General features: G+C 61.9%; 18 protein-coding genes. 10 read left to right on the forward strand and 8 right to left on the reverse strand.

The annotated features are described in order from the left end of the window. Positions 1-197 precede the first annotated feature (197 nt). Both FJ956_RS27415 and FJ956_RS27420 read left to right on the forward strand, forming a co-directional pair. Positions 198-599, forward strand: coding sequence for an antitoxin Xre/MbcA/ParS toxin-binding domain-containing protein (locus tag FJ956_RS27415; RefSeq protein WP_140683279.1), 402 nt, complete (start codon positions 198-200; stop codon positions 597-599). Between the two features lie 2 nt (positions 600-601). Beyond that, positions 602-1,036 carry an RES family NAD+ phosphorylase gene (locus tag FJ956_RS27420; RefSeq protein ID WP_140683276.1) on the forward strand — a complete coding sequence of 145 codons (435 nt, stop codon included), beginning with the start codon at positions 602-604 and terminating at the stop codon, positions 1,034-1,036. Positions 1,037-1,039: 3 nt separating this feature from the next. Here the strand turns inward: FJ956_RS27420 and FJ956_RS27425 are convergent, their stop codons facing one another. Next, positions 1,040-1,837, reverse strand: a complete 798-nt coding sequence (locus tag FJ956_RS27425) for a MipA/OmpV family protein (RefSeq protein ID WP_140683273.1) — start codon at positions 1,835-1,837, stop codon at positions 1,040-1,042. Between the two features lie 216 nt (positions 1,838-2,053). After that, positions 2,054-3,244: a glycosyltransferase family 4 protein gene (locus FJ956_RS27430; RefSeq protein WP_140683270.1), complete on the reverse strand. Its 1,191-nt coding sequence runs from the start codon at positions 3,242-3,244 to the stop codon at positions 2,054-2,056. An 81-nt stretch (positions 3,245-3,325) separates the two neighbouring features. Here FJ956_RS27430 and FJ956_RS27435 point away from each other — a divergent pair, with 81 nt between their 5' ends. From FJ956_RS27435 to FJ956_RS27450, 4 genes are all read left to right on the forward strand, one after another. Next, a complete protein-coding gene (locus tag FJ956_RS27435; RefSeq protein ID WP_140683267.1) occupies positions 3,326-4,333 on the forward strand; it encodes a hypothetical protein in 1,008 nt (335 codons plus the stop codon). A 119-nt stretch (positions 4,334-4,452) separates the two neighbouring features. Then, complete coding sequence (locus tag FJ956_RS27440; RefSeq protein WP_246672211.1) at positions 4,453-5,409, forward strand: glycosyltransferase; 957 nt, start codon at positions 4,453-4,455, stop codon at positions 5,407-5,409. Positions 5,410-5,419: 10 nt separating this feature from the next. Further along, on the forward strand, positions 5,420-6,850 hold the full coding sequence (locus FJ956_RS27445; protein WP_140683261.1) for a glycosyltransferase family 1 protein: 1,431 nt from the start codon (positions 5,420-5,422) through the stop codon (positions 6,848-6,850). A gap of 280 nt (positions 6,851-7,130) precedes the next feature. After that, positions 7,131-7,685 (forward strand): HdeD family acid-resistance protein, encoded by a 555-nt coding sequence (locus tag FJ956_RS27450; protein WP_140683258.1) that lies wholly within the window; start codon positions 7,131-7,133, stop codon positions 7,683-7,685. A gap of 7 nt (positions 7,686-7,692) precedes the next feature. On the opposite strand, the gene FJ956_RS27455 is transcribed toward FJ956_RS27450, so the two are convergent. The 3 genes from FJ956_RS27455 to FJ956_RS27465 all read right to left on the reverse strand — a co-directional run bounded on the left by FJ956_RS27455 (position 7,693) and on the right by FJ956_RS27465 (position 10,091). Continuing rightward, positions 7,693-8,019 carry a hypothetical protein gene (locus tag FJ956_RS27455; RefSeq protein WP_140683255.1) on the reverse strand — a complete coding sequence of 109 codons (327 nt, stop codon included), beginning with the start codon at positions 8,017-8,019 and terminating at the stop codon, positions 7,693-7,695. Between the two features lie 195 nt (positions 8,020-8,214). Beyond that, positions 8,215-9,198: a bifunctional riboflavin kinase/FAD synthetase gene (locus FJ956_RS27460; RefSeq protein WP_140683252.1), complete on the reverse strand. Its 984-nt coding sequence runs from the start codon at positions 9,196-9,198 to the stop codon at positions 8,215-8,217. 32 nt (positions 9,199-9,230) lie between these two features. Further along, on the reverse strand, positions 9,231-10,091 hold the full coding sequence (locus FJ956_RS27465; protein WP_140683249.1) for a TIGR01459 family HAD-type hydrolase: 861 nt from the start codon (positions 10,089-10,091) through the stop codon (positions 9,231-9,233). A gap of 262 nt (positions 10,092-10,353) precedes the next feature. On the opposite strand from FJ956_RS27465, the gene FJ956_RS27470 reads away from it, so the two are divergent. From FJ956_RS27470 to FJ956_RS27480, 3 genes are all read left to right on the forward strand, one after another. After that, a complete protein-coding gene (locus FJ956_RS27470) occupies positions 10,354-12,270 on the forward strand; it encodes a TadE/TadG family type IV pilus assembly protein (protein ID WP_281405635.1) in 1,917 nt (638 codons plus the stop codon). A gap of 197 nt (positions 12,271-12,467) precedes the next feature. Then, the gene (locus tag FJ956_RS27475; RefSeq protein WP_140683243.1) at positions 12,468-14,441 is read left to right on the forward strand and encodes a pilus assembly protein; all 1,974 of its coding nucleotides are present in this window, start codon (positions 12,468-12,470) and stop codon (positions 14,439-14,441) included. Between the two features lie 180 nt (positions 14,442-14,621). Beyond that, the gene (locus FJ956_RS27480; RefSeq protein ID WP_140683240.1) at positions 14,622-15,254 is read left to right on the forward strand and encodes a LysE family translocator; all 633 of its coding nucleotides are present in this window, start codon (positions 14,622-14,624) and stop codon (positions 15,252-15,254) included. A 27-nt stretch (positions 15,255-15,281) separates the two neighbouring features. On the opposite strand, the gene FJ956_RS27485 is transcribed toward FJ956_RS27480, so the two are convergent. Together FJ956_RS27485 and FJ956_RS27490 are read right to left on the reverse strand one after the other, a co-directional pair. Next, positions 15,282-16,106, reverse strand: a complete 825-nt coding sequence (locus tag FJ956_RS27485) for a DUF2189 domain-containing protein (RefSeq protein WP_140683237.1) — start codon at positions 16,104-16,106, stop codon at positions 15,282-15,284. Positions 16,107-16,416: 310 nt separating this feature from the next. Continuing rightward, positions 16,417-17,445 (reverse strand): hypothetical protein, encoded by a 1,029-nt coding sequence (locus FJ956_RS27490; protein ID WP_140683234.1) that lies wholly within the window; start codon positions 17,443-17,445, stop codon positions 16,417-16,419. A gap of 251 nt (positions 17,446-17,696) precedes the next feature. Here FJ956_RS27490 and FJ956_RS27495 point away from each other — a divergent pair, with 251 nt between their 5' ends. Next, complete coding sequence (locus FJ956_RS27495) at positions 17,697-18,203, forward strand: CAP domain-containing protein (protein ID WP_140683231.1); 507 nt, start codon at positions 17,697-17,699, stop codon at positions 18,201-18,203. 31 nt (positions 18,204-18,234) lie between these two features. Here the strand turns inward: FJ956_RS27495 and FJ956_RS27500 are convergent, their stop codons facing one another. Further along, positions 18,235-19,767, reverse strand: coding sequence for a DHA2 family efflux MFS transporter permease subunit (locus tag FJ956_RS27500; protein WP_140683228.1), 1,533 nt, complete (start codon positions 19,765-19,767; stop codon positions 18,235-18,237). Positions 19,768-19,783: the final 16 nt, after the last annotated feature.

Raw genomic sequence — 19,783 nt, forward strand, 5'->3', positions numbered from 1 at the left:
CGTATCGTGATCGCGAAAAGGCGCGAAAAGCTCGTCATGGCGTGGCTTTTAGACGAGGCGCGGCGGCTTGAAAAGCCTGAACTCCACGGCATTTCCCCGCTAGCAGCCTTCTGGCGTCAGTTTTCTGTCACCAGTTTTCTTGCGGCGTGGGCCATTTGCGCCTATATTCATGGGCAAATGACAACGGGACCAAAATCATGTCCAGCTCGCATATCAGCGCTCAGACAAAGGCCGCCGCGACGTTGTCCGCAGCGGTAACAGACCGGTTTCTCGTCTCAGTGGCCAGGGTCGAAGGCCTTCGTCAGCGAGGCTTCAGTAATGACGAAATCTACAGGATAGTTAGTCCGCGACGCACGTTGGCCCGCCGCAAAGAGCGAAACGAAGCACTGACAGTTGCCGAATCCGATCGGGTTGTGCGGCTAGAGCGGATCTCTGCGATGGCAGATCGGGTATTCGGTAGCCACGAAAAAGCCCAACGTTGGCTCCGCAAGCACAGCAAGGTGCTCGGCGAGACACCTATCAGCCTGCTCCAGTCCGAGACAGGCGCCGTACTGGTGGAGGAAGAACTTCATCGCATTGACTATGGCATTTTTGCCTGAGAATGCGGCTCTGGCGTATCTCCAACTATGCCGACCTGTCTGGCATCGGCGGCACGCTGGGCGCTGGCCGCTGGCATTCCTTGGGAACACCCATCGTCTATTGCGCTGATCATCCGGCGACGGCGCTTCTTGAGATACTGGTGCATCTCGACGCGGAAGACCTGCCTCAGACCTATCAGCTTCTGGAAATCGAAGTGCCGGACGGCGTGGCGATTGCGTCCGCCAACCTGCCAGCAGATTGGAAGAACAATCTGGCTATGACGCAGCAGCTCGGAACGAACTTTGTCACCGCCGCCACGCATGCGGTCATGGAGGTTCCCAGTGTCATCGTCCCGTTCACCAAGAACTTTCTTCTCAGCCCCAGCCTCCTGGCTCGCGACGGCATCCACATCGCCAGCGTCACCCAGCACCCGGTCGACACACGATTGCTGGGGTAAGACCTACATCGTGAAATTGAAGCGGTAAGTGGTCGACACGCCGAACATCCACTGGTTGCGGTCGCCACGCTCCTTGACCAGGCTGGAATCGGCTGCCGGCCCCATCAAGCGCGAATACTCGGTGAAGACGCTCGCCGTCATCGGCTCGGTCACTTTCCAGGTGATCGCGCCACCGAGGCCTGTCGACTTCACACCGCCGCCTGGATGATATTCGCTGAGCCCCGATGCCACCGCCTCGGTGGCGTTGACGCCGTAATAGGCATCAAAATAGTTGGACGAGGCGAAGGACACGCGCGGCCCGCCCGAGATGCGCACCGTCGGCGTGATGTCGTAAAAAGCGTCTGCCGCGATGTCTGCGACGAAGCCGTTGTGGGAGCGGATGCCATGCCGCAACTCGGCGCGAGCGCGCAGCCAGTCCAGCGGATAGAACTCGAAGAAGCCGCCCACCTCACCGCCGAAGCGCACCGGGTCGAGGCCTTGAAGTTCGTCCTTGCTGGTGCGATGGAACAGGAACTTGCCGGTCAGACCGGCGCGCACGGAGCCGTCGTCGATCAGCGCCAGCGAGATGTTGTCGTTGCGCGAGGTGAAGCGCGCCTCTGGGCCGACCTTGCCCAGCGAGATGATCGGCTGGGCGCTGAACATATATTTCTTGCCGCCCTCGAAATTCGGCGCGACCAGGCCGGTGGCGCCGAGCGTCAGGTACCAATCGCCGGATATCCAGCTGCCCTCACCCGCGTGGGCGGCGGACAGGGTGAAAAGGCCTATGGCGACGGCCAGCGGAATCTTCCTGACAATACGCATCGTCACCCCTTACGCGAAACGCGCCGGCGGCACCACCTGCCAGCGCTCAAGCCATGCCGTGCATTCGGTAAAATTTGATTTAAAATCGGCAACATCGGAACCGACAGGCGAACTAAAGCGCGTCGCGCCGAAGCGGATTCAGGCGACGCGCTTTAGGCCTTGTTTTCATGCATGTCGTTATCCGCAAAACCGCTGCACACTTTTGCGCGACATGCATTAGCCGACACGCCGGTTGCGGCGCAACGTCTCTATCAGGTCGCAGGCTGCTTCCAATCCGCCGGTAAGCGGATTGGACGCACCGTAGGCAAGAGCCGCCTCGCGCCATTGGTCCCGGACCACCGGGTCGCCGGCTTTCAGGATTGCCTGTCGCCAGATTTCGGGGTCGTCGCGATTGGCCACAACCAGTCCCGCCCCGCTGGCTCCGACATATTTTGCATATCCGCAGGCGTCCGATACGATGACCGGCAGGCCGTTTGCGAGCGCCTCGAGAATAACCGTGCCCGTATTTTCCAGGCGAGCCGGGTGCAGCATGAAGTCGCTCGCGACCACGATCGCCGGGATGTCCTCCTGGATGCCCAGCAGAGTGACCCTTTTCGATATGCCGGCTTTGGCAATCAGGCCGAGAAGCCGCTTTTCCTCCTCGCTGTTCTTTCGAAGGCCGGCGACTAGCCAATGGATCTCCGGGAACGGCTGAAGCGCTTTTATCGCCCGGTCGAGACCCTTCACCTTCAACCTGTTGGCGATGGTCAAGGCGATGACCGTTTCGCGCGGAAGCCCAAAACGATCGCGGATCTCATTGCGGTCGACAGTCAGCAGCTCCGGCCTGCGGCGCTTCGGATCGAGCGTCGGGCCGACGACGTGAATGCGGGATTCCTCCGACCGCCAGAAGTCGCGGTAAAGCGTTGCCTGGTGTTCGCTGAGCGCAATGATCTGCACGGCGTGGCCAGGGGCAAAGATCATCGATTCGAGCTTCTGCTGGCGCATGAAACGGGGCGAAAACGGCCGCCACCACCCGAGCTTCGACGCAAAATAGGGCGGGTCGCCGGCATAGTAGATATCCAGGCCCGCCATCTTGTTGAAACCGACCACGCAGTCGAAGTCCCGCCTGGCCGTCAGCACGGTCCTGCCCAGCGCATATTCGGTGCCAGGGTTCGAGAGAACCCGTGCCGGCTGGATTTTTATCGCAGCCGAACTCTCGACATGACCGACCTGGCGGGTCGTCAGGATCGTCACGCTATGGCCCCGCCGGACCAGTCGGTCGCTGATGTTGAGACAATCCCTTTGCAGCCCCCCATTCATGAAGAGGGCAGAGATTGCGCAGCAGATTCTCATCTCATTTTCCGGAGCGCCGCCCCACCCCCAAGTCAGATCGGAGAGAGACCCCGGGTGCGCCCCAGACTTCCCCATTCAAACAAACACGGCCGGGCGCTCAAATGTTGGCCGTGTTGAAACCACGCATATGCTGTATATAGCCGGTTATCAAGAGACTTGGATGCTGTTGCATTCGAGCTTTTTAAAAAAACTCAACTGGAGCGCGCTCATGAAAATTCCACGGGGCGATCGTGGCTGCCAAGCCGGGCTCGACTGAAAGTCGCGACAGCCGTGCCAAAGTCCCTGCGCGAATATGACTTGCGGCAATGGCTGAGGCTTCAGCCGCTGCTGCATGCCGTCAAGACTGCCCGTTACCGGAAAATCGACCGGAGGTTTCTGCGTCAGCCGCTCAAGGATGGCGACATCCAGGGCATCCGTGCCGCCGCCCGGGGTCGCCATGTCCTGCTTACCGTTGCTTTCGGCGATGCTCAGTGCCTGGATCTGCAGTTGCGGCTGACGAGACGACTTGTTCGCCATGATCTCCACATCGTTGCCGACAACAGCATCGGCGAAGCGTCCGCGGGCAAGAACAGGCAGGTATGCGCGGTTCACGGCGCCGCCTATGTCAGGCTACCGGCCAATCCGTGGACCGTAAGGAACCCGAGCCGGTCCCACGGCGCGGCGCTCAATTGGATGTGGCACAATATCCTGAAGCCTGGCGCGCCGGCCGCGTTCGGATTCCTCGACCAGGATCTTTTCCCGACGAAGCCATGCGACCCCTTCGAACCTCTTGAAGACGCGCCATTTCACGGCGATCTCCGCTGGGCAGGCTCGCGATGGTATTTGTGGGCGGGCTATTGTTTTTTTCGATTCGACGCCGTCAGCCGCCAGCCTCTCGATTTCGGACTCGACTGGTTCGCCGGCCTCGACACCGGCGGAGCCAACTGGGAGGCGCTCTATCGGGATGTGGATCCGAACACTGTGCCGCAAAGGCCGATAACCGCATTCGCGGCCTTGCCTGGGGTTGAGCTCAGACAGGCCTATTGCGAATGGCGGGGAAGCTGGCTTCATGAAGTCGGCCTCGATGGCGACCTTTCTTTGAAGGCTGGAAAGCGCGAGGCGGTCCTGCGACTGCTCGCTCCCGCGCTTGAGATCGCGCTCGGATCGGCCGGACAAAGAGATTGACAGTCGACAGACCGACGAAACTTTGGAATTGGAATTTTGAAACCAGGCCGCCGACATTCGACAATTCAGCGGCCATTCGGTCACGACCGATTATAGCAAGGAAAGTTCCATTGCCGACAGTGAGCGTGATCATTCCGGTGCGAGACGGCGCGCAATATGTCGGCGAGGCCCTGCAAAGCATCCTGGACCAGGATCTGGCGGATATCGAAGTCATCGTCGTCGACGATGGATCTCGCGACGACAGCGCCGCGATCGCGACGTCGATCAGTGACCGCGACAGCCGCGTCAGGCTTGTCGCCAACCGCGGCAAGGGGATCGTCGATGCGCTGAACATGGGGCTTTCGCTCGCGCAGGCCCCTCTTGTGGCGCGCATGGATTGTGACGATGTCTCGCTGCCCGGCAGGTTGCGCCTGCAGGTGGCGTGTTTCGACGCGGATGCCGATCTGCAGCTGCTCGGTACGGCGGGATTGCAGATCGACCGGGACGGAAACCCGTTAAGGCCGCTCGACGTTCCCGCCGGCGGCGACCCGTTGCGCGACGCGCTTGCCAGGTACAATCCCATGCTTCATCCGACAGTGATGTTCCGGACCGAGGCCGTCCGGCGCGCGGGAGGCTACCGCCGCGCGTTCACCTATGCGGAAGACTACGATCTATGGCTGCGGCTTTCCGAAACGGGAAAACTGGCCAACATGGAAGTGCCACTCGTGAAGCTGAGATCGCATCCGGGACAGGTATCGCGCATGAAGGAAGATCAGCAAAAGGCAGCCGCTGCATTGGCCAGGCAGTCGGCGCTGCTGCGTCGCCATCGCGCCGAGCCGTTCGACGCGAACGGCCAACCCGCGCAGGCCGTCGCAAGCTTTCTGGCGTCGCGCGCCGCCACGGGGGTTGGCATCTCCAGCCCGGAAAGACGCGACATCGAGTTGCTGCTGCGAACAGCGGACATACCCCTGGCCCTCACGCTAAAGCTGCTGCTCCTCGCGGCTGTCGGCGCGCCCTCCTTCAGGACGCTCGCGCTGGGACCTCGACTGGCCTGGCGCAGGATGATTGCGCGCACGCCAAGAATGCGGCTCAACTGATGCGGCCCGAATGATGCGTCTCGTCGTCGATCTCTCGAGCATGGTGCGTTGGCTCGGCCCTCCGGTCGGCATGGTCCGCGTGCAACGCCACTACGCGGCCGCGGCGGCGGCATTCAAGGCTTCCGATGTGGCGTTCACCGTGTTCGACCCGATCGAGCGGGTGCTTAGACAGGTTTCGCCTGGTATGGCGGCGGAAATCATCGCCGGCGACATTTCGTGCGACATGAGCTTTTACCCGGACCCAGCACGCATCAAGATTAGGTTTTACGATCGCTGGCCGAAATGGGCGCGGCGATTGCTGATGACGATCATAAGACCGCGCCGGATGCTGATAACGGAAATCGGCGCGTTCGGCCGGCGCCATCCCGACAGCCCTTTTCTTCGTTTCCTCGAGCGGATCGAAAGCCGGCTGATGAAGGAAAACGAGCGGCGGCAGGTCGCTCGCGAGGGTGGTTCACGCGCTCGTATCGTGCCGCTCAGGACCGTGGCCGGCGACAAACACGATCTTTCGCCCGGCGACCATCTGCTGTTGATGAACAGCGACTGGGCGCATACCGATATCGAGGTCATTTCGCGCGAGGCGCGCTCCGCCGGCGCAAAGCTCATCGTGCTCTTGAACGACATCATTCCGATCCAATTTCCCGAATGGTACAAGCCGCATGACGTCAGGAGATTCACGGACTATGTGAATTTGGCGATGAGGCTGGCAGACCGCTTCATCCTGACGTCGAGGCGCGTCACCACCGATGTCGAGGACTATGCCGCCAAGCTCGGCATCCACCTGCCGCAGCTGAAGCAGGTTCCTCTCGGCTGCGACAGCGCCCGCAAACCGAAGGCGGACGGCCGCCTGCCGGACGGGATCGAGACCGATCGCTATATCCTGTTCGTTTCCACCATCGAACCGCGCAAGAACCATTCGCTGCTCATGGATGTCTGGAGGCGCATCGTCCTAGACGGAACGGTCGCGCGCAGCGGCATGAAGCTGGTTTTCGTCGGCCGCAGCGGCTGGATGGTCGACGGGGTCCTGGCGAGCCTTCACAGCCATCCCGACTACGGCAAGAGCCTTGTCCATCTCGACAACGTCGACGACGCGACGTTGTCCCGCCTTTACCGCAACAGTGCGTTCTGCGTGTACCCATCGTTCTACGAAGGATATGGGCTGCCGCCCGTGGAGGCGCTGGCCTATGGGAAGGCGCTGATCGCCTCCACGGGCGGAGCCATCGCCGAAGTGGTCGGCTCGTCGGGACTCTGCCTTGATCCGCTCGACGTCGAAGGTTGGGAAAACGCCATGCGGGAGTGGATCACCTCGCCCGCGGCCCGTGCTCCATACGAAGCGAAGGCCGCAGAATTCGTGGCGCGAGGCTGGGAGCAGGCCGGCCGGGAGACACTGGAGGCGACGCTTGCGCCGTTCCCGGACGAAGTCCGGCCGGCGCGACAATAGCCGCCTTTATGGTTGCCGGGATACGCGGCTTGCCTTCGGGGTATTCCGGAACCGGCTCAGGGTTTCGTCGACGATGTAGCGACCGATCTCACCCCGGCGCTTGAAGGAAAGCGCATACCCGCCCGGTGGCTAACAAATCGTCGCGATTCATGAGCGCGGTGGAAGGTCATGGACAGCCGGCCGCCCGCGGGTTCGGCCCGTGTTGCTGGACGGACAATGCCATTGGGTTTAGCTTCCTTTCGCCGCACGACCGGTGGTGAATTTCGAGGGAGATGAAACCATGACTTTGCCAAGCGACGCCCTGAAGGACACGATCGGCCAGACGCGGGACAAATGGGGATGGTTCGTGGCGCTCGGCGTGCTGCTGCTGGTCTTCGGCGGCATCGCCTTCGGCAATCTGTTCATCGCCACCGTCGCCTCGGTCTATGTCGTCGGCTGGCTGATGCTGATGGCAGGTGTCATCGAGATCATCCACGCCTTCGGGGTCAAGACCTGGGGACGTTTCTTCTACTGGCTGCTGAGCGGCCTGCTCTATGCCGTCGCCGGGTTCTTCGCCTTCGACAATCCGCTGCTCGCCTCGGCGGTGCTGACGCTGCTGTTGGCCATCGCGCTGGTCGCTTCGGGGCTTCTGCGGTCCTGGGTGGCCTTCAATCACCGGCCGCAGCAAGGCTGGGGATGGCTGCTCGCGGCCGGCATCATCACCATTCTGCTCGGCCTGATGATCGCCATGGGCTGGCCGGTGAACAGCCTTTGGGTGCTGGGCATATTCCTGGCGATCGACCTGGTGTTCCAGGGCTGGAGCTTCATCGCCATCGGGCTGGCGCTGAAGCGATAGGCCTCCGTCAGTCGACGTTGAGAAGCGCGACCGCGACGAGTGCCAGCGCAATGCCCAGATATTGCGCTCTGGAAACTTCTTCCTTGAAGACGAGCGCGCCGACCAGGACCGCGCCGGCCACCACGATCGTATTGACCAGCGCACCGGTGACGGCAAGATTCAGCCGCGTGTTGATGAAAGCAAACGCGAAATAGCCGACCGGCGACAGAAGCACGACGATGGCCAGGCTACGGCCGCTGCCGGTCTTGCCCCAATGCGCGCTAAGTCCATCGCACAGAATGAACAGCGCCGCGCAGAGCAGGACAACGGCCCACACCATCAGATCTATCTTCATTAGCGCTTTCTGCACAATCAAGCGCCCGCATTCGGTGAAATGCTTCACCATGCGGGTCGGCCTTTTGATTGAGCGGCAGACCGAAGACGATCTAAAGCGCGTCACGCTGAAGCGGATTCAGGCGACGCGCTTTAGGCCGTTGTTTTCATGCATGTCGTTATCGCAAAACCGCTGCACACTTTTGCGCGACATGCATTAGAACGCGATCTCGGCGTCCAGTGGCGAGAGCGGGCGCACGCCCCTGAGCAGCGCCCTCGCCTCGGCCTCGTCCTTTTTCATCTGCGCCACCAGCGCGTCGAGGCCGTCGAATTTGAGCTCCGGCCGCAGGAAGCCGAAGAACGACACCTGGCAGGTCTGGCCATAGAGATCGCCGGAAAAATCGAAGACATAGGTTTCGAGCAGCGGCGCGCCATTGTCGTCGACGGTGGGACGCCGGCCGAAGCTGGCGACGCCATCATGGAGCGTGCCGTCGGCGCGACGGAAGCGGACGGCATAAATCCCTTCCTTCAAGGCCGCTTCCGGCGAAAGCCGCATGTTGGCGGTCGGGAAGCCGAGGGTGCGGCCAAGCTGCTGGCCGCCGATCACCTCGGCTTCGACGGTGAAACGGTAGCCGAGCAGGCCGGCGGCCTCCTCCACCTTACCCTCGGCGAGCAGTCCCCGGATGCGACTCGATGAAACCACCTCCGCGCCCTCATCGCGGAAGGCATCGACCAGCGTCACGCCGAAGCCATGCCGTTCTCCGGCAGCCATCAGAAAGGCCGGGCCACCCTGGCGGTCCTTGCCGAAATGAAAGTCGAAACCGGTGATGGCGTGGCGGATGCCGAGGTTCTTCTCCAGCACATCGGTCACGAAAGCCTCGGGCGACAGCGAGGCGAAATCGCGCGTGAACGGCTGCTCGACCAAAGCGGCAAAGCCAAGCCCGGCAAGCAGCCGTGCCTTCATCGGTGGCGGCGTCAGCACGAAGAGCGGCACCTGTGGCCGGAAGACCTTGCGCGGATGCGGCTCGAAAGTGAGCACCAAAGCGGGCACGCCGTTGCGGCGGGCTTCGGTCATCGCGCGCTCCAGGACGGATTGGTGGCCGCGATGGACACCGTCGAAATTACCGATCGCCACGACGCCGCCGCGCAGATGCGCGGGCAGTGGCGCGACCGCGGAAAGACGTTCGAAGGCTTGCTTCATATCGAGGTGTCCGTCATGGCCAGACCACCAACCTATTGCAGACGCGCAATGACGGCGACCGGCCGGTAGCCGTGCTTTTCAAGGAAGCCAGCCAACCTTTCAGGGTCGGGGCGGAGCGGATCGCCATAGTCGCGAGCGTGGATGCCGCCCGAGACGTAGAGCACGTCGAAGCCGTTGTCGGCCGCGCCCTTGACATCCGTCATCATGCCGTCGCCGATGGCGAGAACCTCTGAGCGCTCGACGGCGCGGCCAAGAAGGCCGGCGACCTCCTTCATGGCCACATCGTAGATCGGCGCGAAGGGCTTGCCGGCAATCAGCGTGCGCCCGCCCAATTGCGCGTAATCCCGCGCGAGCGCGCCGGCACACCAGATGGTGCGCTCGCCGCGCTCCACCAGGATATCCGGATTGGCGCAGATGAACGGCAGATTGCGGGCGCGCAGCCGCTGCAGCATTTGCGTATAGTCGGCGGGCTTCTCGACCTCGTCGTCATAGAGCCCGGTGCAGACGATGCCAGAGGCCTCGAATTCCTCGACGATGTCGATATCAAGTCCGTCATAGAGTGTGAAATCGCGCTCGGGTCCGATATGGAAGATCTTCCTCGGGCCATCGGCGATCAGGTCGCGGGTCACGTCGCCTGATGTGACGACCCGGTCAAAGGCGTCGGCCGGCACGCCGATGACCTTCATCTGGGCGACGACGTCGGCGCTGCGGCGCGGCGAATTGGTGATGAGCACGACAGGCACATTGGCCGCGCGCGCCCTTGCAAGCGCCGCCGCGGCGTCCGGAAAGTGCCATTCGCCATTATGCACGACGCCCCATACGTCGCACAGTATGGCGGCGTAACGCCCCGCTAGATCGTCGAGCGAAGCGATGATGCCAGGCGAATCCGCCATGCCGTGTCCCTGATCTCGATCCCTGACAAGACCGCGACAGCCACTCTTCAGTTCAGAGGACGCCACGGCCGGTCCCGCATAACCGAAGCGCTTCATCCTGTCACCAGCTTTCCGGCACCGGCCTTCGACGGCGCGTCGGCGCACAGGGTTAATACCCTGTCAAATGACCGTGCGACCTTGACGCTTTCGAGAGAGCTAAAATTTAACGATTCATGATCATGCTAAACGAGAAACTATTGGATCCTGGCGGGGGCTAAGGGCATTGATCCGCAAATTCCTACACGACAGACGGGGCAACTATGCCTTGATGACGGCCATCACCATGATACCGCTGATGGGCGGCGTGGCGCTGGCGGTCGACTATACCGAGCTCATAAGGGAGCGGCAGGAGACGCTGAACGCGCTGGATGCCGCCGGCATCGCGACGGCACAGCAGATCGTGGCCGGCGCCACCGACGCCGAAGCCAAAGCCTATGCCCAGACATTCTTCGAGGCCAATCTCAGGCACGTTCTTCCGGCGAACACGACGCTGACGGTCACCTTGCCCAACAACAATGCCGGCGGCGGCACGCTGGTTCTCGAGGCGGCCTTGAAGTACCAACCCTATTTCCTGCCGGCTGCGGTCGCATTGCTTGGCGGAACGCCGGGCCAGACGAACATCAGCTTCTCGGCCAAATCCGAAATCCGCCTCAAGAACACGCTGGAAGTGTCGCTGGTGCTCGACAATTCGGGCTCGATGAACGATATCAGCGTCTCGAACAAGGTGCGGTTCGATCTGCTCAAGAGTGCCGCCAAGCAGCTCGTCGACCAGTTGGCCGGCCAGGCGCAGTTGATGAAGCAGGTTTCCAAGCCAGTCCAGTTCAGCCTGGTGCCCTTCGCCGCCTCGGTCAATGTCGGCCCCACCTACCAGGGTGCGGCATGGCTTGATCCGTTTGGTATTTCACCCATCCAGCATGAGAATTTCAACTGGGCGACCATGACCAAGGCGCTCAACGCCAACAGGTGGGCGGAGCAGGTTGGCGGCGTTTGGTATGCGCGCGGTTCGCAATGGGGAACACAGCAGGATCAGGCGCTGACGCGCTTTTCAGTCTTTGATCAGATGACGCGGGTGACCGCATGCAGTTTAAAGGATTTGAGCGGCAACTGCCTGCCTAACGCGACATTCACCTACGGCAAAGTCGCGAGCTGGGGAGGATGTGTCGAGGCGCGACCTTATCCCTACAATATCAACGATGCCCCCGCCACGTCGGCAACACCGGCCACGATGTTCGTGCCGATGTTCGCACCGGATGAGCCTGGCAACCAGTGGACGCTTTCAAACGGTTACGTCAAAACCTTCGGCATGATCAACAGCTGGTGGGATGACAAGGATGCGACCACCTCCACCGGCCAAGCCGCACAATTGGCCAGGCAGAAGAACATGACGAAGTACTTCGCCCCGGCCCCGCTCAACAAAGCTCCCTTGCCTGCGCCAATCGACGGCGGACCGAACTATAGCTGCACCACAAAGGCGATCACCCCGCTCACGGACGTATCGAACGCCACCGGCTCGACCACTGTCAAAAACGCCATCGACGCCATGGTCGCAGTCGGCGCTACCAATGTACCCGAAGGCATGGCCTGGGGTTGGAGAACCCTGTCCAGCACGGCTCCCTTTACCGGAGGCCGACCCGAAACGGAAAAAGGCAACGACAAGGTCGTGATCGTGCTCACCGACGGGGCCAACACCTATTACACACCCAGTTATTTCCGCGCCAACGACTATCCGCTGAACAGGTCGAGCTATTCCGCTTATGGCTACACGGGCGTCGGCTACAGCGGCACCAGCACTACCCGCCTGTATATGAACGCCGATGCAAACTTCGATAGGACGACATACACGGAAACGAACTACACCAAGGCCATGAGCGAGCATCTGGCAACGCTGTGCGACAACGCCAAGGTGGCCAACATCATCGTCATGACCATCGCGCTCGACCTCGATTCAAGGAACACGGCCGAGGCGGCGCAGATGGCAGCCTTGAAAACCTGTTCGTCGGACTCGCGCTTCGCTAAGGATCCAGCCGACCCGACTGGCAAGACGCCGAAGAAACTGTTCTGGAACTCGACCGGTGCCACGCTGTCGGACGACTTCAAGGCGATCGGCAACGAATTGTCGAACCTGCGCATCGTCGGTTGATCGGCACGACAAACGATCGATGACGCCCGTCGTAAGGCGGGCGTTTCTCGTCGTACGCGATGCCGCCGCAATTGGTTTGGTTAGCGCCTGGTGAAACCGTCGTTAAGCAATCGAGCGGTTTGGCAAACCGGTCCTTCAGCGTTTTGTGGAAGTGTGGCCCGACAGAGAATCCGCCGGCGGGGGGCCGCTCAAGAAAAATGCGCAAATTCTGGCATCAATTCTGCCGTGACCGCCGCGGCAACTATGCGCTTATGACAGCTATCGCCATGGTGCCATTGATGGGCGCAGTAGCCATGGGTGTCGATTTCGGTGAGCTCAACCGCGAAAAGCAGATGGTGCTGAACGCGCTCGACGCTGCCAATTTCGCCGCCGCGGTGCGGCTTTCGCAAGGGGCGACCGACGACCAGATCAGGACCTACGCGGCCGGCTTCTTCAATTCCAACCTCAATGGTATCGAGCCCGGCAACCTTTCGCTCGATGTCACGCTGCCGAGCAGCCAGACCGGCGGCGGCCTGATGAAGCTTTGCGCGACGCTCACCTATCATCCCTATTTCTACCCAGCCGCCGCGCTGCTCGATGGCGCATCGGATGGCGATGCGCATAAGCCGATCCAGCTCGAGATGTGCTCCCAGGTGCGGCTGAAGAACACGCTGGAAGTGGCGATGGTGCTCGACAATTCGGGCTCCATGACAACGCCCGGCACAGGCACGGGACAGAAGCGCATCGACCTGCTCAAGCAGGCCGCCAAGCAGCTCGTCGACACGCTGGCCCAGCAGGCGTCGCAGATCAAGCAGATCGACAAGCCGGTCCAGTTCAGCCTCGTGCCGTTCGCGGCATCGGTCAATGTGGGGCCCGACAACGACAACGCCCCCTGGATGGACACCTACGGGCTGTCGCCGATAGCGAATGAGAATTTCGACTGGTCGACGCTGAACGCGCCCGACAAATACGCCCAGAAGATCAACGGCATCTGGTACAAGAAAGGCGCCGGCTGGGGCAACGAGGAGGACCAGGTCCTCAGCCGCTTCGAACTCTACCAGGACATGAAGGTGGTGACCAGCCACGAGCGCGTCGTCGGCAGCGCGCGGACCGTCTGCGACACATATCGTTGGAACCACACCTGTTCGCACAGCCATACGGAATATGACTACAACGACACCTACGGGCCATTCGCCAGTTGGCAGGGCTGTGTCGAGGTCCGCCCCTACCCTTACAATGTCGAGGATACGCCGGCCTCGGGCGGCCCCAACAACACCGGTATCGGCGTCGGCGATCCCGCGACCATGTTCGTGCCGATGTTCGCGCCGGACGAGCCAGGCAATCATTGGAAGGTGACCCAGAACCCGCTTGAACCGGACCCGACGACCTATGGCGCGGCGAACAGCTGGTGGAACGACGATCCGTTGAGCACCACCGGTAAGACCAGGCAGTCCAACATGGCCAAATATTTTCAGCCGCGGCCGATCGATGCTCCGACCCTCAGTTCGGGCGTCGGCCCGAATTACAGTTGCACGACGACGCCGATCACGCCGCTCACCGACGTCACCCAAACGGATGGGCTCGCGGCCATCAAGGCGGCGATCGACCTGATGAAGCCCAACGGCAACACCAATGTGCCCGAAGGCATGGCCTGGGGCTGGCGCACCGTGTCGAGCGCCGAACCCTTCACGGGAGGCCGTCCGGAATCCGAGCGCGGCAACGACAAGGTCGTCATCGTGCTCACCGACGGCGAGAACACCTATTCGACGGTCAGTCCCGACCCGGCCGGCAACAAGTCGACCTATGCCGCCTATGGCTATACCGGCGTCGGCTATAACGGCACCTCGGTCACCCGCCTGTTCGGCGGCACGTCGAGCGCCATCGGCCAGTTCAACTATTCGTCGAGCAACTACACCGCGGCGATGAACGAGCAGATGGCAAAGCTGTGCGACAACGCCAAGGCGGCCAACATCATGGTGATGACGGTCGCGCTCGACATGTCGTCGACCAGCTCGAGCGACCAGAAGGCGATGGCCGCGCTGAAGGCCTGCTCTTCCGATTCCCGCTTCCGCAAGGATCCGACCGATCCCAGCAAACCGGCCAAGCTGTTCTGGAACGCCACCGGCGCAACGCTCTCCGACAACTTCAAGGAGATTGCCAACGAGTTGTCGAATTTGCGCGTGGTCGGGTAGGCGCACTTAGCGTCGGTGGAAGAGCGCCGGCGCGAAAGCTTCTAATCTCCCCCGCAAGGGGGGAGATCAGCAGCTCAGCTGCTTTCGCCAGTTTTCGAGTACTGGCGCAAAAGCTCCCGCGATCATGCCCTTGCGGCCGGCGAGCGGCCGTGATGACTGTTTGCGCTCTTGGAGACTCCGATGCCCGACGCCGCCAACCATCTCACCTTCGCGCTGATCTGCCTCGGCATGGTGCTCACGCCAGGCCCGAACATGATCTACCTGATCTCGCGCTCGCTGTCGCAAGGGCCGAAAGCCGGGCTGATCTCGCTCGGCGGCGTGGCGCTGGGCTTCCTGTTCTACGTGGTGTCGGCGGCCTTAGGCATCACCGCGCTCATCTTCGCCGTGCCTTACGCCTACGACGCGCTTCGCTTCGCCGGCGCGCTCTATCTGTTGTGGCTCGCCTGGCAGGCGCTGAAGCCCGGCGGGCGCTCGCCCTTTCAGGTCCGCGAGTTGCCGAGGGACAGGCCGCGCAAGCTCTTCGTCATGGGGCTGATGACCAACCTGCTCAATCCGAAGGTGGCCGTGCTCTACCTGTCGTTGCTGCCGCAGTTCATCAATCCGGCCAAGGGCCATGTCCTGTCGCAGCTTCTGGTGCTCGGCGTGACGCAGATCTCGATCAGCCTCACCGTCAACGCCATCATCGCGGTGACGGCCGGCTCGATCGCGAATTTCCTCGCCGGACGGCCGTTCTGGCTGGTCGTGCAGCGCTGGATGATGGGCACGGTGCTGACGGCGCTGGCCTTGAGAATGGCGACCGAGGCGCAAAGATAGCCGTCAGCCCGAGAACGCGCGGCCGTCCTACATCGGCCGGCGTGCAGGCCGGATCTGCTCCGGCTCGACCACCTTGCGGTAGAGATGCCAGGTCGCGTGGCCGAGGATCGGCATGACGACGGCAAGCCCGGCAAACAGCGGTATCGAGCCGACCACCAGCAACACGGCGACGGTCAGGCCCCAAAGCGCCATCGTTAGCGGGTTTGCCATCACCGCCCGGGCCGAGGTTTCGATCGCCGAGACGGCGCCGACATCGCGGTCGAGCAGCAGCGGAAAGGCAATGACCGTGGTGGCCAAAACGACGACGGCGAAAACGAAGCCGACGGCGTTGCCGACGAGGATCAGCGTCCAGCCCTTGCCGGTCGTCAGCACGTCGCGCACGAAAGCACCGACCGAGGCGGGCGGCGCGGCGCCGAACAGGCTGGTGTACAGCGACTGCGCGGTGAACAGCCACAAGAGGAACAGCGCGAAGAGCAGGATGCCGATGACCGCGATCGACGGCAGCGCCGGCGAATGGCGGACATCGAGCGCATGCCGCCAGTGGGTGTCCATGCCGAGCTCGCGCCGGCGGCTGATCTCATAAAGGCCGATGGCCGCGAACGGGCCGATCAGGGCGAAACCCGACATCAGCGGATAGACGAGCTGGATGGCGTTCGAGCCCGAGGTCCATCGCGTCAGGATCAGCCCGACGATCGGATAGACCAGGCATAGGAATACATAATGCGAGGGCTTGGCCCAGAAATCCTCGGCGCCGAGCTTCAGCGCATCCCAGAGGTCCGAGGTGGAGATGTGGCGCACCGTAGGCTGCGCATGCATCCCGTACGCGTCCGCCATGACATGAAAACCGGCCATAACCGTCCTCCGTTTGTCAGTGCATGAGCCCGAAAACCAGGAGGTTCTCGCCAAGCAATCATGCGCCAGATCAACGCGGGTCGGTCACCGCCTGCGGTGGCCGCCCGTGGCTGCCACTTCAAGAACGACCGCATCATAATCGATCTTCCGGGAAAAGTCGCCGCTTCACGCGATTTTCATCGGATAATAGGGCCTTCAGCCCGTTTACGGGAAGAAGGTGCCTGAAGGGGCGGATGAGGGGCAGCGCCGACCTTTGAAATTGTGGGTGTCAATCGCCGTGGTTCGGCGCTACCCCCTCCTCGCGACGCGTCTAGCGCCGAGTGTAAGAGTCCGGGAAGGCAGCAACGGCTTGGTCAAGAGTCATGGGCTTGCACGTCTGATAAAGCAGGCGCTCGGGCCTGATCGGGATGTTCAATCGAGCCTCTAGCTGCTTAGGTCGCAGATCATAGCCCTGCGGCGGAGCGCAAATGGTCATAAATTTCAGAACCTCAGCCCGCATTGGAACCTTCACAGTCGCTGGCGCATCAGACTTGCCCATCGGCAGACGCGCTACCGTTAGATCGCTTCCCGTGAAGCTAAGAATGCCGGTGCTTACCGCCACCGTTTCCATTGGGGGCTGATCTGCCCAATAGTAGAAGTCGCGCAACTGCAATGGGGAACAATTGCCGATGCCTGGTAATTCGCTTCCACTAATATTCACTCCCACCATGGTAAAGCTTGCGCAAACGTCTCCACCAACGAAGCTGCCGGTAATGTCGGACCATCGGATGATCGTACCTCTCGTGCCGGCTATAACCGATCGAAAGATCACCGAGTTGATTATCGTGGTTTGATCAAGAACCGCGTCCAGATTCACATCCTGCATGGCAAAACGGAGCAAAAGATTGCCAGAAAAATCGACCTTTCCAACTTGCTCCATACCCACGGTGCCCGCGCGATGGGTCATGGCGATGTCGGCGAAGATCGCGCGCATGTAACAGTGGTCGCTCCTCGTCTCCCCAACGCCGTCGCACGAGAGGTCGAACTCGGAGAACGATTGTCCATGCTGGAAGAGAAGGTTGAAATCTTCACCCTTTCCGGTTTCACCAGATCTGGCCAGTTTCAGTTCTGCAAGACGCGCTTTGGTGGGATCCGGAGGATCGTAAACGGTGGCAACTATCCCGACAGGAACAACAAGCGATATCGCGAAGCTGATAATCCTACCCGCTGCGCGGAAGCGTGGATTGTCATCGTTCACAAAGCTAATAGTAGCTGCATCCGCAAAGAACAGGACGTAGCCTGCTACAGCAGCGCCAGAGAGTAAAATCGAAATCGCGACAAGCCACCAAGTGCCAGTCATGGCACATCAAGCCCCGTTGCCCTGTCTCAATATGATCGTTCCGTCGCACCGATTCAATATGCCATCCGTGCTTAAGTAAGATTTCATTAACCAGCCCACGTACCGTAGCCATCCGGCGGCAGCATAAATCGCAATTGGACACGGTGCGGAAAAATGAGGCTCCATCGGCGGGCAAGGTTGTCGAATCGCCGGCCTGGCGATTTTCACCGCCCTGCCCGGCAAAAGCCATGATCGCCGGTATCAGAGGCCGGATGAGCATCGCCATCACAGCCCTCCCCGACCTGAACCGCCGTTTTCTGCTCAAGGCCGCCGGCCTTGCAGCGCTTACCGGCATCGCGGCCTGCAGCACCGTCACGGTGCCGACAGGCGAAGGCGCCGGCGTCTCTTCGTCCGCCACGGCGACGCTGGCCAGTATCCGCAGCACCGCTGGGCTGCCGGCGCTGGCCCCTGACACGCAGCTCGAGCAGGCGGCATTGCAGCAGGCCGGCTACATGGCGTCGCGCGAGCGCATGAGCCACACCACCGGCTGGGGCAAGGATTTCGCCTCGCGCATGAAGGACAATGGCGTGCGTGGCGCCGCGGCCGAGAACATCGCCGAGGGCCGTTTCGACCTTGAGAAGCTGTTCGACATCTGGATGCATTCGGCCGGCCACCGCCGCAACATGCTCGATACGGACTTCAGCCGCTTCGGGCTGGCTTACGTGCGCGACGGCCGAGATCCGGCGCTGCGCTATTGGGCACTGGTACTGGGCCGTTGAAAACGGCGGCCGGCTGAGATCAGCGACCTTATCAATCCATATGGGCTGCGGGCGCTCCACCCGCCGGCGCCGCTTTTGGCTTGCGCAGCAGGATGACGAACGGGATCGCGACCAGCGTCATCACCATCAGGATCTTGAAGTCGTTGATGTAGGAAATCATCATCGCCTGGGCATTCACCGCACGGTCGACCTGCGAAAGCGCCGCGGGGTCGCCGCCGGCCGCCGCCGGCGAGGCCGCCCACAGGTTCGGGTTGTAGGGGTTGATGAAGGCCGACAGCTCGGTGTGGTTGATCTGGGTGTTGCGCACCATCAGCGCCGCGACCACCGATACGCCGATGGACGAGCCCAGATTGCGCACCAGGCTGAACAGCGAGGTGGCGTCGGTGCGGTAGCGCGCGTCGAGCGTTGCGAAGGCGACCGTCGACAGCGGCACGAACACCATGCCCATGCCGAGACCCTGGACGACGCCCGAAGAGATGATCAGCCAATTGTCCATCTGCGGCGTGAAGCTCGCCATCGTATAGAGCGACTGCGCAGTGAGCAGGAAGCCGATGGCGACGAGGATCCTGGCATCGATCCTGTGCATGATGCGGCCGACGACCAGCATCGAAATCATCGTGCCGATGCCGCGCGGACCCAGCACGACGCCGATGGTCACGGTCGGATAGCCGAAGATGTTGGCCAGCATCGGCGGCAGCAGTGACATCGAGGCCAGGATCAGCACGCCCATGACGAAGATGAAGCCCAGCCCGGTCACGAAATTGCGGTCGAGGAAGATTTTCGGATCGATGAAGGGATGCTCCGATGTCACCGTGTGGATGATGAACACCCAGAAGCCGGTGAGCGACAGAGCGAGCTCGATCCAGATCTCGACCGAGTTGAACCAGTCGACCTCGCCGCCGCGGTCGAGCAGAAGCTGCAGCGCGCCGACGCCGAGCGAGAGCATGGCGAAGCCGAAGAAGTCGAAGCCGCGCACGCGCTTGGCGATGACGGGCAGATAGGCGGCCATGCCGAGGAAGGCCAGGATGCCGACCGGCAGGTTGATGAAGAACACCCAGCGCCAGTTGAAGTTTTCTGTCAGCCAGCCGCCCAGCGTCGGCCCCAGGATCGGCCCGAGCATGATGCCGGCACCCCATATCGCCATCGCCTGGCCATGCCGCTCCTTCGGGTTGATGTCGAGCAGGAAGGTCTGCGACAGCGGCACGATGGCCGCGCCGAACACGCCCTGCAGCAAGCGGAAGAGCACTATGGTCTCGAGGCTCCAGGCAAGGCCGCAGAGCATGGAGAAGATGGTGAAGCCGACGACGGAGGCGAGGAACAGCTCCTTGCGGCCTAGCCGGTCGGCAAGCCAGCCGGTGACCGGCGTCATGATCGCCGCGGCCACGATATAGGAGGTCAGCACCCAGTTGATGTTGTCGGGCGACGCGCCGAGGTCGCCGGTCATGGTCGGCAGCGCGACATTGGCGATCGTGGTGTCGAGCGCCTGCATGATCGTCGCCAGCATCAGCGCGACGGTGATCAGTCCGCGGTGCGGCACTTCCTTGAACGGTTCGGGCGTGCTCATGGTGCTGAACTTCCAG

Source organism: Mesorhizobium sp. B2-4-3, assembly GCF_006442815.1.
Taxonomy (GTDB): Bacteria; Pseudomonadota; Alphaproteobacteria; order Rhizobiales; family Rhizobiaceae; genus Mesorhizobium.

Bases quoted from the DNA above. Each gene is read 5' to 3' on its own strand.
- FJ956_RS27495 (WP_140683231.1), top strand. From the start codon at position 17,697: ATGAGCATCGCCATCACAGCCCTCCCCGACCTGAACCGCCGTTTTCTG.
- FJ956_RS27445 (WP_140683261.1), top strand. From the start codon at position 5,420: ATGATGCGTCTCGTCGTCGATCTCTCGAGCATGGTGCGTTGGCTCGGC.
- FJ956_RS27430 (WP_140683270.1), bottom strand. From the start codon at position 3,244: ATGGGGAAGTCTGGGGCGCACCCGGGGTCTCTCTCCGATCTGACTTGG.
- FJ956_RS27490 (WP_140683234.1), bottom strand. From the start codon at position 17,445: ATGACTGGCACTTGGTGGCTTGTCGCGATTTCGATTTTACTCTCTGGC.
- FJ956_RS27485 (WP_140683237.1), bottom strand. From the start codon at position 16,106: ATGGCCGGTTTTCATGTCATGGCGGACGCGTACGGGATGCATGCGCAG.
- FJ956_RS27455 (WP_140683255.1), bottom strand. From the start codon at position 8,019: ATGAAGATAGATCTGATGGTGTGGGCCGTTGTCCTGCTCTGCGCGGCG.
- FJ956_RS27460 (WP_140683252.1), bottom strand. From the start codon at position 9,198: ATGAAGCAAGCCTTCGAACGTCTTTCCGCGGTCGCGCCACTGCCCGCG.
- FJ956_RS27475 (WP_140683243.1), top strand. From the start codon at position 12,468: ATGCGCAAATTCTGGCATCAATTCTGCCGTGACCGCCGCGGCAACTAT.
- FJ956_RS27415 (WP_140683279.1), top strand. From the start codon at position 198: ATGTCCAGCTCGCATATCAGCGCTCAGACAAAGGCCGCCGCGACGTTG.
- FJ956_RS27500 (WP_140683228.1), bottom strand. From the start codon at position 19,767: ATGAGCACGCCCGAACCGTTCAAGGAAGTGCCGCACCGCGGACTGATC.
- FJ956_RS27425 (WP_140683273.1), bottom strand. From the start codon at position 1,837: ATGCGTATTGTCAGGAAGATTCCGCTGGCCGTCGCCATAGGCCTTTTC.
- FJ956_RS27480 (WP_140683240.1), top strand. From the start codon at position 14,622: ATGCCCGACGCCGCCAACCATCTCACCTTCGCGCTGATCTGCCTCGGC.
- FJ956_RS27420 (WP_140683276.1), top strand. From the start codon at position 602: ATGCGGCTCTGGCGTATCTCCAACTATGCCGACCTGTCTGGCATCGGC.
- FJ956_RS27450 (WP_140683258.1), top strand. From the start codon at position 7,131: ATGACTTTGCCAAGCGACGCCCTGAAGGACACGATCGGCCAGACGCGG.
- FJ956_RS27465 (WP_140683249.1), bottom strand. From the start codon at position 10,091: ATGGCGGATTCGCCTGGCATCATCGCTTCGCTCGACGATCTAGCGGGG.